The following is a 12,118-nucleotide window of genomic DNA, read 5'->3' as shown; positions in this document are numbered from 1 at the left end:
AGTGTCGTCTCGGACGAGGGGGATGCCGCTCCCCCGCGCCACGCGTGGCAGAGCGCGATCGCGAGGGCGTCCGCGGCATCCGCGGGCTGCGGGAGTTCGGTGAGTCTGAGGACGCGCGCGACCATGGTCTGCACCTGCAGCTTGTCGGCCGATCCGTATCCCGTGATCGCGGCCTTGACCTCGCTGGGGGTGTGCGTGGCCGCGGGGATGCCGTGCTCGGCGGCGAGCAGCAGGGCGATACCGCTCGCCTGGGCGGTGCCCATCACGGAGTGCCGGTTGTTCTGCGCGAAGACGCGCTCGACGGCGACGACCTGGGGGTCGTGGGTCGTGAGCACGGAGCGGATGCCGGCGGCGATGGCCGCGAGGCGCTTCTCGATCGGGTCGGTGGCGGCCGAGCGTGCGACGCCGACGTGGACGAGCGTCGCGGTGCGGTCGGCGGCGACGTCGACGACGCCGATCCCGCAGCGGGTGAGGCCGGGGTCGATGCCGAGGACGCGCAGAGAACGGGACACGGCCCCCACGCTAAGCGCAGGGGCCGTGTGCACGGGAAAGGGCGCGCCCTTACTCGTCGTTCTCGAGTTCGGCCTGGACCTCGGGGGTCATGTCGAAGTTTGTGTAGACGTTCTGCACGTCGTCGCTGTCTTCGAGGGCGTCGATGAGGCGGAAGACTTTGCGCGCGGTGTCGGCGTCGACCTCGACCTTGAGGGACGGGACGAACTCGACGTCCGCGGAGTCGTACTCGATGCCGGCGTCCTGCAGCGCCGAGCGGACCGACACCAGGTCGCTCGCCTCGGTGATGACGCCGAAGCCGTCGCCGTGGGGCTCGACCTCTTCGGCGCCGGCTTCGAGCACGGCGAGCATGACGTCGTCTTCGGTGGTGCCCTCGGAGGGGACGACGATGACGCCCTTGCGGCTGAAGTTGTACGCGACGCTGCCGGGGTCGGCCAGGGTGCCGCCGTTACGGCTGAGGGCCGTGCGCACCTCGGCCGCGGCGCGGTTCTTGTTGTCGGTCAGACACTCGATGAGGAAGGCGACGCCGTTGGGGCCGTAGCCCTCGTACATGATCGACGAGTACTCGACGGCCTCGCCGCCGATGCCGGCGCCGCGCTTGATCGCGCGATCGATGTTGTCTTTGGGGACCGAGGTCTTCTTGGCCTTCAGGACGGCGTCGAAGAGGGTCGGGTTGCCCTGGAGGTCGGCTCCACCGAGCTTCGCCGCGACCTCGATGTTCTTGATGAGCTTGGCCCACGACTTGGCGCGACGGGAGTCGATGACCGCCTTCTTGTGCTTGGTCGTGGCCCATTTGGAGTGTCCGGACATGATTCCCAGTCTAGAGCGCGGGGGCGGAGATGCCGCGTCGGCTGTGGACGTGCGCGAGGAACCTCTCGTGGAATCGCGTCTCGCCCGTCGACTCGGGGTGGAACGCGGTACCCAGGAGAGCGCCCTGCTCGATCGCCACGACGCGTCCATCGGGGAGGGATGCCAGGGGCACGGCATCCGGTCCCCATTCGACGACGGCGGGGGCCCGGATGAACGCAGCGTGCACCGGCGGATCGCCCAGGGCGGGGACGTCGAGGTCCGTCTCGAACGAGGCCGTCTGGCTGCCGAAGGCGTTGCGTGCGACGCGCGCGTCGATGCCGCCGAAGGTGCGCTGGCCGGCGATCGCGCCGTCGATACGGTCGGCGAGAAGGATCAACCCGGCGCAGGTGCCGTACATCGGCATCCCGTCCGCGATGGCGGCGCGAATGGGGTCGAACAGGCCGAAGGTACGAGCGAGCTTGTCGATGACGCTCGACTCCCCGCCGGGGAGCACGAGGCCTTCCACCGCCGAGAGCTCCTCGGGGCGACGCACGGGATGGGCGTCGGCCCCGAGGGAGCGCAGCACGGCGAGGTGCTCGCGCACATCGCCCTGCAGCGCGAGGACTCCGACGCGGGGAGCGTTACCAGCCACGCTCGGAGAGGCGGTGCGGAGCGGGCAGGTCGGCGACGTTGATGCCGACCATCGCCTCGCCGAGACCGCGCGACGCCTCGGCGACGACCTTCGGGTCGTCGTGGAACGTCGTGGCCTTGACGATGGCTGCGGCGCGTTGGGCGGGGTTGCCGGACTTGAAGATGCCCGAGCCGACGAAGACGCCGTCGGCGCCGAGCTGCATCATCATGGCGGCGTCGGCGGGGGTGGCCACTCCCCCGGCGGTGAAGAGCACGACCGGGAGCGTGCCGGTCTCGGCGATCTCGGCGACGAGGTCATAGGGCGCCTGCAGCTCCTTGGCGGCGACGTAGAGCTCGTCCTTGGTCTTGGCGCGCAGGGCGTTGATCTCGCCCGTGATGGTGCGGATGTGCTTGGTGGCCTCGGACACGTCGCCGGTACCGGCCTCGCCCTTGGAGCGGATCATCGCCGCGCCCTCGGTGATGCGACGCAGCGCCTCGCCCAGGTTCGTCGCGCCGCACACGAATGGCACGGTGAAGTCGTACTTGTCGATGTGGTTGACGTAGTCGGCGGGCGAGAGCACCTCGGACTCGTCGATGTAGTCGACGCCGAGCTCCTGCAGGATCTGCGCTTCGACGAAGTGCCCGATGCGCGCCTTCGCCATGACCGGGATCGAGACCGAGGCGATGATGTCGTCGATCAGGTCGGGGTCGCTCATGCGCGCCACGCCGCCCTGCGCGCGGATGTCGGCCGGGACGCGCTCGAGCGCCATGACGGCGACGGCGCCGGCGTCTTCGGCGATGCGGGCCTGCTCGGCGGTGACGACGTCCATGATGACGCCGCCCTTGAGCATCTCGGCGAGTCCACGCTTGACGCGGGGGGTTCCGATGTCGGTCATGTCCACTCCGATCCGTGCGCGCTCGAGGGCGCGGTTATTGGCTTAGGCCAAACCGTAGCATGGCTCAGGACATAGGCTGGCCGTACTCTGGGGGGCGTATGACAATCGACATCACCGGGCGTTCGGCATCCGAGATCTCCGCCGATCTGCGCACGCGCATCGAACGCGGCGAGCTCGCGCCGGGAACCCTGCTGCCTCCGGTCCGCGCGCTCGCGACCGACCTGGGCGTCAACCGCAACACCGTGGTGGCGGCCTACCGGCAGCTGGCGCAGGCGGGGCTCGTCGAGGCGCGCGGGCGCGGGGGCACGCGCGTCGCCGACCGTGCGGCCGTCGCCCAAGAGGGCTATGCACCCGACACGGTGCTGCGCGACGTCGGGACGGGCAACCCTGACCCCGCGCGCATTCCCGACCCCACCGCGGCCCTGGCCCGCTCCGCTCGACCGGTGCTCTACGGAGAACCCGTGATCGACCCGGGTCTCGAGGCGTGGGCGCGGTCGTGGATGACCGAGGAGCTCCCCCAGGACGACGTGCGCATCACCGTCACGAGCGGGGCGAGCGACGCGATCGAACGTCTGCTCGCTCAAGCCCTGCAGCGCGACGACGCCGTCGCCCTCGAGGACCCGTGCTTCCTCTCGGCGCTGCACACCGTGCGCACCGGTGGATACCGAGCCGTCCCCGTGCCGGTGGATGCCGAGGGCATGACGGTCGACGGCCTGCGCGCGGCGCTGGCGGCGGGCGTACGAGCCGTCGTGTGCACCCCGCGCGCCCACAATCCCACCGGGGCGAGCCTCAGCGCCGAACGCGCCGCGCAGCTGCGGGCGGTGCTGGCCGCGTACCCGTACGTCCTCGTCATCGAGGACGACCACTTCTCCCTCCTGTCGCGCGCACCGCTGCAGTCGGTGATCGGTCCCGCGCAGCGCCGCTGGGCGCGCATCCGCTCGATGTCGAAATTCCTCGGTCCCGATACGTGTCTGGCCGTCACGGCCTCCGATCCCGACACCGCCGACGGCCTGGGCGTGCGTCTGACGCCCGGCACCACGTGGGTGAGCCACATCCTGCAGCGCCTCACGCTCGCGCTCGTCACCGACCACGAGGTGCGCGCGGGTATCGAGGTCGCCGCGGAGCACTACGCGCGCCGCAACGCCGCCTTCGCCGACGCCCTGACCGCGCGCGGTCTCGCCGTGCGCGCGGGCGACGGTCTCAACCTCTGGGTGCCGCTGCCCGTCCCGGCGGCGGGCGTGCGCGAAGACCTCATGCGCCGAGGCTGGTTGGTCCGCGAGGGCGACCCGTTCTTCCTCGGTGAGGGCGATCACGGCTCGTTCCTGCGCCTGACCGTCCACGACCTCGACGACGAGTCCGCCCAGACGCTCGCCGACGACATCGCGGCGGTCGCGGGCGTCTCGGCCGCGCGACGACCGGGCGCGCGAGGTGGAAGGATCGAGGCATGAAGGTTCTCTCGATCCAGTCCGCCGTCGCGTACGGGCACGTCGGCAACTCGGCCGCGGTGTTCCCCCTCCAGCGCATCGGCGTCGAGGTCCTACCGGTGTACACGGTCAACTTCTCGAATCACACGGGCTACGGGGCCTGGCGTGGACCGCTCATCTCCCCCGCCGACGTCGCCGACGTGATCGCCGGCATCGAAGACCGTGGCATCTTCCCCGAGATCGACGTGGTGCTCTCGGGTTATCAGGGCGGCGAGGGCATCGGCGACGTCATCATCGACGCGGTGGCGCGGGTGAAGAAGGCGAATCCGGATGCCGTCTACGCCTGCGATCCCGTCATGGGCAACGCCAAGTCGGGCTGCTTCGTCGCCCCTGCCATTCCGGAGCTCCTGCGCGAGCGCGTCGTGCCCGTCGCCGACATCATCACGCCCAACCAGTTCGAGCTCGGATTCCTGACCGGGACCGAGCCGGGCAGCATCGACTCGACCCTCGCGTCCGCCGACATGGTGCGCGCTCGCGGTCCGCGCACGGTCCTGGTCACGAGCGTCGAGCGGCCCGATCGCGAGCCCGACACGATCGAGATGATGGTGATCGACGACGCGGGCGCCTGGATCGTGCAGACGCCCCTCATCCCGATGAAGGCGAACGGTTCGGGTGACGTGACGGCGGCGCTGTTCACCGCGCACTACCGGCGCACGAACGACGCGGCCGACGCGCTGGCGCGCACCGCGTCGAGCGTCTTCGATCTGCTGTCGAACACCTACGAGGCGGGGTCGCGAGAACTCCGGCTCATCGAGTCGCAAGAGGCGTATGCGCACCCGCGGCTGCAGTTCGCCGTGCGTCAGGTGCGCTGACTCACCTGGGTCACCCGCCGTAGACCTGCTGATAGGCCGCCACCCACGCATCGCCGTCCTCGGGGCAGAGGAAGGTCGCGCCGAACACCATCACGCTCGCGATGGGTGCTTCGGCGCGTGTACGCGCCTCGCCCTGCGCGTCCGCGGGTAGGAGCTGGGCGAACAGCGGTGACGTCGACACATGGGCGATGAGGGTCGACGCATCCACCTCGTGTCGGCTGAGGATGGCGGTCTCGCACGCGTCGCCGGCCAGTGCCAGGGCCAGGCTCTCGTCCTGCGCTGTCCACGGCAGGCCCTGCTGCTCGACGTAAGCTCGCTGCTCGGCCACGAACTGCTGCTGCGCGGGGGTCACCGCCACCAGGAGCGAGCCGTCCATCGGCAGCTGCTGCTCACGGAAGAACTCGTCGCGTTCGGCGAAGACGTCTTCGAACGAGTCGGGGGCCGCTGTCGCGTCGCTGCTCGGACTCGCCGTGTCCGCGGCTGCGGGCGTGGGGCGGGTCGCCGAAGCGGCGGCATCCGGATCGAGAGGGCTGGGCAGCGCGAGACAGCCGGTGGTGCCGACGAGGATCGCGGCCAGAGTGAATGACAGCAGTACGGGACGAGTGGCGGCGTGCATGGGGCCACGGTAATGAGTCCGTCCGTCGCCCCGCCGGGGGTTGTGGATAACGCCGGGCCGTGGCTCAGGCCGGGTCCGGGCGCCCCCGCGCCCGAGCGGCAGTCGCCGAACGCGCTCGGCGGGGTTCAGTCGTCCCAGGCCTCGGCCACCGCGCGGCGCACATCGCCGAGCAACTGCGGGAGGGCCTTGGTCTTGGCGATGATCGGGAAGAAGTTCGCGTCCGAGGCCCACCGCGGCACGATGTGCTGGTGCAGGTGGGCGTCGACCCCGGCTCCGGCGATCGCCCCCTGGTTCATGCCCAGGTTGAAGCCGTCGCAGTTCGACACGGCTCGCAGCACCCGCATGCCGCGCTGCGTCAGGGCCCCGATCTCAGCGACCTCCTCGTCGGTCGCCTGGTCGTACGTGGCGATGTGACGGTAAGGACAGACCAGCAGGTGACCTGAGTTGTACGGGAACAGATTGAGCAGGACGTAGGCGGTCTTCCCCCGCGCGACGATGAGTCCGTCCTCGTCGCTCTTGTCGGGGGCGGCGCAGAACGGGCAGTTCTTCTCCATCGGTTCGCGGCCGGCGGAGATGTACGCCATGCGATGCGGGGTCCACAGGCGCTGGAACTCGTCGGGAACACCGGGCAGGGTCATCGCGTCGACGAGCTCGGCGTCGGTCGTCGGTGATCCGGACCCGCCGGCGGGGGCCGTCGAGCCGGCCTGCGGCGACGGGCCCGCCGCGGCGGCATCCGGATCGCCGGTCACGCCAGGTCCTCCGCGGTGTTCACGAGAGTGCGGGCCGCGATCGCGCCGGTGATGCGCGCCACGGCCTCATCGACCGGGATGCCGTTGAGCTGCGTCCCGTCGCGGAAGCGGAACGACACGGTGCCGTTCGACCGGTCCTGTTCGCCCGCGATGAGCATCAGCGGCACCTTCTGCGTGGTGTGCGTGCGGATCTTCTTCTGCATGCGGTCGTCGCTGTGGTCGGCCTCGGCGCGGACGCCCTTGGTCTTCAGGTCGGCGACGATGCCCTGCAGGTAGTCGCCGTATTCCGCGGCGACGGGCACGGCCACGACCTGCGTGGGCGCGAGCCAGACGGGGAACGCGCCGGCGTAGTGCTCGAGCAGGATCGCGAAGAAGCGCTCGACCGAACCGAAGAGGGCGCGGTGGATCATGACCGGGCGGTGCTTCTCCCCGTCGGGACCGGTGTACTCGAGCTCGAAGCGCTCGGGCTGGTTGAAGTCGAGCTGGATGGTCGACATCTGCCAGGTGCGGCCGATCGCGTCGCGTGCCTGCACCGAGATCTTCGGACCGTAGAAGGCCGCTCCACCCGGGTCGGGCACGAGCTCGAGACCGGAGGCCTCGGCGACCTCGCGCAGTGTCTCGGTCGCCTCGGTCCAGAGGGCGTCATCGCCGATGAACTTCGGGTTGCCCTCCTCCTTGGTCGACAGCTCCAGGTAGAAGTCGTTCAGACCGTAGTCGCGCAGCGTCTGCAGCACGAAGTCGAGGCTGTGGGTCAGCTCGCCCTTGACCTGGTCGGCCGTGACGTAGATGTGGGTGTCGTCCTGGGTCATGCCGCGCACGCGCGTGAGACCGGCGAGGGTGCCGCTCTTCTCATAGCGGTAGACCGACCCGAACTCGCTGAGGCGCAGCGGCAGCTCGCGGTAGCTGCGTCCACGCGAGCGGAAGATCAGGTTGTGGAACGGGCAGTTCATGGGCTTCAGGTAGTACTCCTGGCCCTCGCGCGAGACGTGGCCATCGGCATCCACGACCTCGTCGAGCACCATCGGGGGGTACATGCCGTCGGCGTACCACTGCAGGTGGCCGCTGGTCATGAACAGATCGCCCTTGGTGATGTGCGGCGTGTTGACGACCTCGTAGCCGCTCGCGAGCAGGCGCTCGCGCATGTAGCGCTCGATCTCGTAGCGGATGATGCCGCCCTTGGGGTGGAACACCGAGAGTCCGGGACCGATCTCGTCGGGGAAGGAGAACAGGTCGAGCTCCTTGCCGAGCTTGCGATGGTCGCGCTTCGCGGCCTCTTCGAGGCGGTGCTGGTAGGCGCGCAGCTCGTCTTTGGTGGGCCACGCGGTGCCGTAGATGCGCTGCAGCTGCGGATTCTTCTCGCTGCCGCGCCAGTAGGCACCCGCGATGCGGGTGAGGTCCCAGCCGTTGCCGATCAGGCGCGTGCCGGGAACGTGGGGTCCGCGGCAGAGGTCCTTCCACGCGGTCTCTCCGTCGCGCGTGACGTTGTCGTAGATCGTCAGCTCGCCCGCGCCGACCTCGACCGAGGCACCCTCCGCGGCCTCGGCGGATCCGCCCTTCAGGCCGATGAGCTCGAGCTTGAACGGTTCGTCGGCAAGCTCGGCGCGTGCCTCGTCGTCGGTGACGACGCGGCGCACGAACCGCTGGTTCTCGCGGACGATGCGTTCCATCTCCTTCTTGATGACCTTCAGGTCGTCAGGGGTGAAGGGCTCGTCGACCTGGAAGTCGTAGTAGAAGCCGTCGGTGACGGGCGGGCCGATCCCCAGGTTGGCCTGGGGCTTGACACGCTGGACCGCCTGCGCGAGGACGTGCGCGGTGGAGTGGCGCAGGATCGACAGGCCGTCGGCGCTCTCGATGGTGACCGGCTCGACCTGGTCGTCGGCCGTCACGGTCGTGGCCAGGTCTTTCAGCTCCCCGTTGACGCGCAGGGCGACGACCGAGCGGTCGGGGAAGAGGGCGAAGCCATCGGCGGGGAAATCAGTCACAGAGCATCTCCTGAAGGGGTCGCTTCCAGGCTACCGGGCGGTCGCGGCCTCGATGGCACGGCACGTGCCCCATAGTGGAGCGGTGACTCTGGCCATCATCGGCGGCGTGCTGTGGATCCTCGGGATCGTCGCGCTGCTCACCGGCGCCTTCCCCGCCGACGACGCCCTCGCCGTCGCCGAGCGGGTCTGGCCCATCCTGCTGTTCGTCGTCGCCGTCACGATCGTGGCGGAGTTGGCGTCGAAGGCGGGCCTGTTCGACGTCGTGGCGGCGCGCCTCGCGCGGATCGCCCGCGGGCGCACGGCGCTGCTCTGGGCCCTCGTCGTGCTGCTGGCGACCGTGGCGACCGCCTTCCTGTCGCTCGACACCACCGCGGTGCTGCTCACGCCCGTCGTGGTCGCGATGGCGGTGGCACGCAAGATGGACCCTCTGCCGTTCGCCTTCGTGACGGTGGTGCTGGCGAACACCGCCTCGTTGGTGCTGCCGGTGTCGAATCTCACCAACCTGTTGGCATCCGAGGCCCTCGGCGGTGGTCACGACCCCGTCGCGTTCCTCGTGCTGCTCGGGCCGTCGGCGCTCATCGCGATCGCGGTCTCGGTGATCGTGCTCACGGTGGTCTTCCTGCGGCGTCTGCCGAAGACCTATCCGGATGCCGCGCCCCCGGCCGTGTCCGATCCGATCCTGCTGCGGGTGGCCGGCGTGGTGACCCTGGCCCTGCTTCCCCTGCTCGTGGTGGGGCTGGAGCCCTGGATGCCGGCCGTCGCGGCCGCCGTGGTGCTCATCGTGGCGTTCGCCCTGCGCGCGCCGAAGGCGCTCGGCATCCGTCTGGTGCCGTGGTCGCTGCTGGTGTTCGCGGGCGGATTGTTCCTCGCCGTCGGCGCTCTCGAGGCTCTCGGCAGCGGCCGGGTCATGTCGGTGCTCGCGGGCTCCGGCGACGACCTCGGCTCGCTGTGGCAGCTCGCGGGGGTCGGCGCGCTGGTGGCGAACGGGATCAACAACCTTCCCGCCTATCTCGCCCTCGAATCGGTCGCGGGTTCGCCCGAGCGCCTCGCCGCGCTGCTCATCGGCGTCAACGCGGGCCCGATCGTCACCCCCTGGGCGTCTCTCGCGACGCTGCTGTGGCACGACCGTCTCGTGGCAGCCGGCATCGAGGTGCGCTGGAGCCGCTTCATCGCCCTGGGCGCGGTGATCGCCCCGCTGATCCTGCTGCTGGGCGTCCTTCCGCTCGTCCTCTGAGCGTCAGTCCTCGTACGTCCGCGACCACGCCTTGCGCGGCTCGATGAACCAGACCGCCAGTCCCTTGCGCAGGCCGTAGGGCTCTCCCGTGTAGAGCGTCGAGATGCGGTCGACGAACGGCAGCGCGGCGTCGCCGTCGATGCGCTCGACCGCCTCTCCGCGGACGAACGCCATCGCGTACGGGTTGTCGGCGCCGGTCACCGAGACGGCGACGCGGGGGTCGCGGCGGATGTTGCGGTCCTTCAGGGTGTCGACCTCGGTGAAGATCATCAGGCGATCCCCGTCGACCCCCACCCACACAGGGATGCCGTGCGGTGAGCCGTCCGGCATCAGCGTGGACAGGTGCGCGACGGCGGTCGTCTCGAAGAAGGGCTTGGCATCGTTCCAGGCGGTCATACGGGAGGGAACGAGCGCGAGGTCGCGAGGCATTCCCGTCTCAGGTCTGCGCCGGGGCCCGGTACTGCTCGTTGGGTACCTCGCGGAAGACCATCTCGGGGCGTTGCGCGTACTCGCGCGGAGAGTGGTCCTCGGGTTCGGGGATGACGTACAACCCGCGCCCGGAATTGGCGTTGTAGGTCAAGGCGTGCAACCACGAGGGGCTCAGCTGGGGGCTGCGGCTTCCGTGGTACTTGAACACGAGCGAGACGTTCGGGTGGATGTAGACCGTGGTGCGTCCTCCTCCGGTGCTCATGTCGTCCTTCCACGTGAAGGGGAAGCTCTCGCCCCGACGCACCTTCGCCATGATGACGGCCTGCAGATGGGCGAGGAGGCGATCCTCGAAGTCGACCTTGATGTTGCTGTCGTAGATGAACTTGCCCATGGCATCCCCCGTACCGGCCCCCGTGCCCTGCGCATCTCCAGGCGAGAAGTCGAACGCGGGGAACGCGGGACCGCCGTCGTCGTCCCGTGCAGACTCCCCCGGATCGAGCGTGACGGCAAACCCCTTGCCCTCACGGCGGTTTGCGGATAGGCGATGTCGCAATCGGGCTCGTCCGGGTGCGGGTCAGTCGCGGCGGGAGATCCGAAGAATGACGCGATCGCCGGGCTTGCGCTGCACGCGTCGGAGGAGCTTCTCGAAACCCAGAATGGCCCGGTACTGCCAGCGGTATTTCCGGCGGAGTGCGGAATCGGCGCGCGCGTCCTCGGTCGCAGGGCCGGCGACGCGCCCGTGCGCCTCGACGGTGATGGCGTCGGGCTCGACAGCGCCCATACGGCTGCAGGGGCGGAGGACGACGCGGGAATCGTTTCGCAGACGCTTGACCTTGCCGGTCGTGCGTTCGCTCGTGACGACGAGTTCGTCGCCGTCCCGCGCGATCCACACGGGCACCGAGACCAGGGCGCCGTTGCGCCGGTAGGTGCCGAGGGAGACGAAGGGGGATGCCGCGATCTCGCGCCACTGAGTGTCGGGAACGTTCATACGACCACGCTACGGGCCCGGTGCGGCGTCGGGCAGACGCTTGCGATCCACCTCGCGATCGGTGACGGACCGGCGAAATCCCGGGAGGATGGCGCCACGGCGGCGAACCTCAGCGCCACCGCAAGATCAGCGCAACGCTTACGCAAGATGCGGAATTCGTGTCCCCCATTCGGTGGACATGCCCTAGCGTCGAAGTGTTCCCGCCGCCAGGCACTCCGCAGCCCCCCTTACTGGCGGCGGGAACAGCCACTCCCCGCCGGTCGGATCGAGACGAGGTCTCTTCGCCGGCGGGATCGTCCGTGGCGACGCGGGCCACGATGTGTCCGGTTCGATCCGTGCGCGCGAGGCATTGCGGGCGGAGGTCGCTCGTCCACTCGCTCGCCGAGATCGGATCGAGGGGTGGAGGGAACGAAAAAACCCCCGGCGGAGCCGGGGGTTTTTTCGTTCGGTGCGCGATACTGGGATCGAACCAGTGACCTCTTCCGTGTCAGGGAAGCGCGCTACCGCTGCGCCAATCGCGCCTATACAGGCTGTTCTGTTGTGAGTTGAGGTGGCGACGGGATTCGAACCCGTGTAAACGGCTTTGCAGGCCGGTGCCTAGCCGCTCGGCCACGCCACCGTGATGTGGTTCGACCCACGTGTCGTGATCCTCCGTCGATATTTCAGACGGAGACCCCTCCACTCGAGCGGATGACGAGACTCGAACTCGCGACCCCAACCTTGGCAAGGTTGTGCGCTACCAACTGCGCTACATCCGCATTTCGTTCCCGGGGCTTGCCCCGAGCACTCGTAAGACATTACCCGATCTGAGCGTGTGCGCAAAACGAGGTGCGGCCCGCGCGTGTCTCGCCAGATGGTTCGAAGCACCTCTCGGCATCCGGTACGATCGTTGAGTCCCGTTCGGGATGCGGGCGATTGGCGCAGTTGGTAGCGCGCTTCCTTCACACGGAAGAGGTCGTCGGTTCGAGTCCGGCATCGCCCACCACGAAACTCCCGCGT

Annotated in this window: 13 protein-coding genes and 4 tRNA genes; 4 read left to right on the top strand and 13 right to left on the bottom strand. The window is 69.4% G+C overall.

The features are described from left to right. The 4 genes from ruvC to pdxS form a co-directional block, all read right to left on the bottom strand. Positions 1–512: crossover junction endodeoxyribonuclease RuvC (gene ruvC / locus QZ433_RS04510; protein WP_295780213.1), on the bottom strand; the 512-nt coding region annotated here is incomplete at its 3' end. A gap of 49 nt (positions 513–561) precedes the next feature. Then, on the bottom strand, positions 562–1,320 hold the full coding sequence (locus tag QZ433_RS04505; protein ID WP_295780212.1) for a YebC/PmpR family DNA-binding transcriptional regulator: 759 nt from the start codon (positions 1,318–1,320) through the stop codon (positions 562–564). A gap of 10 nt (positions 1,321–1,330) precedes the next feature. Beyond that, positions 1,331–1,951, bottom strand: coding sequence for a pyridoxal 5'-phosphate synthase glutaminase subunit PdxT (pdxT, locus tag QZ433_RS04500; RefSeq protein WP_295780211.1), 621 nt, complete (start codon positions 1,949–1,951; stop codon positions 1,331–1,333). Next, entirely contained in the window at positions 1,941–2,825 is an 885-nt protein-coding gene (gene pdxS / locus QZ433_RS04495) for a pyridoxal 5'-phosphate synthase lyase subunit PdxS (RefSeq protein ID WP_295780210.1), read from the bottom strand. The genes pdxT and pdxS overlap by 11 nt, the downstream gene beginning before the upstream one ends. 98 nt (positions 2,826–2,923) lie before the next feature. On the opposite strand from pdxS, the gene QZ433_RS04490 reads away from it, so the two are divergent. Next, complete coding sequence (locus QZ433_RS04490) at positions 2,924–4,273, top strand: aminotransferase class I/II-fold pyridoxal phosphate-dependent enzyme (RefSeq protein ID WP_295780209.1); 1,350 nt, start codon at positions 2,924–2,926, stop codon at positions 4,271–4,273. Further along, complete coding sequence (pdxY, locus tag QZ433_RS04485) at positions 4,270–5,121, top strand: pyridoxal kinase PdxY (RefSeq protein ID WP_295780208.1); 852 nt, start codon at positions 4,270–4,272, stop codon at positions 5,119–5,121. The genes QZ433_RS04490 and pdxY overlap by 4 nt, the downstream gene beginning before the upstream one ends. Before the next feature lie 10 nt (positions 5,122–5,131). Here pdxY and QZ433_RS04480 read toward each other — a convergent pair whose 3' ends face one another. The 3 genes from QZ433_RS04480 to thrS form a co-directional block, all read right to left on the bottom strand. Continuing rightward, positions 5,132–5,737: a hypothetical protein gene (locus QZ433_RS04480; protein ID WP_295780207.1), complete on the bottom strand. Its 606-nt coding sequence runs from the start codon at positions 5,735–5,737 to the stop codon at positions 5,132–5,134. A 125-nt stretch (positions 5,738–5,862) separates the two neighbouring features. Next, on the bottom strand, positions 5,863–6,375 hold the full coding sequence (locus QZ433_RS04475) for an HIT domain-containing protein (RefSeq protein WP_295780214.1): 513 nt from the start codon (positions 6,373–6,375) through the stop codon (positions 5,863–5,865). Positions 6,376–6,482: 107 nt separating this feature from the next. Further along, positions 6,483–8,468, bottom strand: coding sequence for a threonine--tRNA ligase (thrS, locus tag QZ433_RS04470; protein ID WP_295780206.1), 1,986 nt, complete (start codon positions 8,466–8,468; stop codon positions 6,483–6,485). Positions 8,469–8,550: 82 nt separating this feature from the next. On the opposite strand from thrS, the gene QZ433_RS04465 reads away from it, so the two are divergent. Next, the gene (locus tag QZ433_RS04465) at positions 8,551–9,702 is read left to right on the top strand and encodes an SLC13 family permease (RefSeq protein ID WP_295780205.1); all 1,152 of its coding nucleotides are present in this window, start codon (positions 8,551–8,553) and stop codon (positions 9,700–9,702) included. A gap of 3 nt (positions 9,703–9,705) precedes the next feature. Here the strand turns inward: QZ433_RS04465 and QZ433_RS04460 are convergent, their stop codons facing one another. The 6 genes from QZ433_RS04460 to QZ433_RS04435 all read right to left on the bottom strand — a co-directional run bounded on the left by QZ433_RS04460 (position 9,706) and on the right by QZ433_RS04435 (position 11,877). Then, entirely contained in the window at positions 9,706–10,098 is a 393-nt protein-coding gene (locus QZ433_RS04460) for a PPOX class F420-dependent oxidoreductase (protein ID WP_295780204.1), read from the bottom strand. Between the two features lie 40 nt (positions 10,099–10,138). Further along, a complete protein-coding gene (locus tag QZ433_RS04455; RefSeq protein ID WP_295780203.1) occupies positions 10,139–10,522 on the bottom strand; it encodes an ATP-dependent DNA ligase in 384 nt (127 codons plus the stop codon). A gap of 183 nt (positions 10,523–10,705) precedes the next feature. Beyond that, positions 10,706–11,119 (bottom strand): PPOX class F420-dependent oxidoreductase, encoded by a 414-nt coding sequence (locus QZ433_RS04450; protein ID WP_295780202.1) that lies wholly within the window; start codon positions 11,117–11,119, stop codon positions 10,706–10,708. A 449-nt stretch (positions 11,120–11,568) separates the two neighbouring features. Further along, positions 11,569–11,640: transfer RNA gene (locus QZ433_RS04445), tRNA-Val, on the bottom strand. Positions 11,641–11,667: 27 nt separating this feature from the next. Further along, a tRNA-Cys gene (locus tag QZ433_RS04440) sits at positions 11,668–11,738 on the bottom strand. Positions 11,739–11,804: 66 nt separating this feature from the next. After that, positions 11,805–11,877 (bottom strand) — tRNA-Gly (locus QZ433_RS04435). A gap of 151 nt (positions 11,878–12,028) precedes the next feature. Between QZ433_RS04435 and QZ433_RS04430 the strand changes: the two genes are divergently transcribed. Then, positions 12,029–12,104, top strand: a tRNA-Val gene (locus tag QZ433_RS04430). Positions 12,105–12,118 lie beyond the last annotated feature (14 nt).

It is taken from the genome of uncultured Microbacterium sp. (assembly GCF_913776565.1).
Lineage (GTDB): Bacteria > Actinomycetota > Actinomycetes > Actinomycetales > Microbacteriaceae > Microbacterium.
This window is presented reverse-complemented; position numbering and strand designations above follow the sequence as displayed.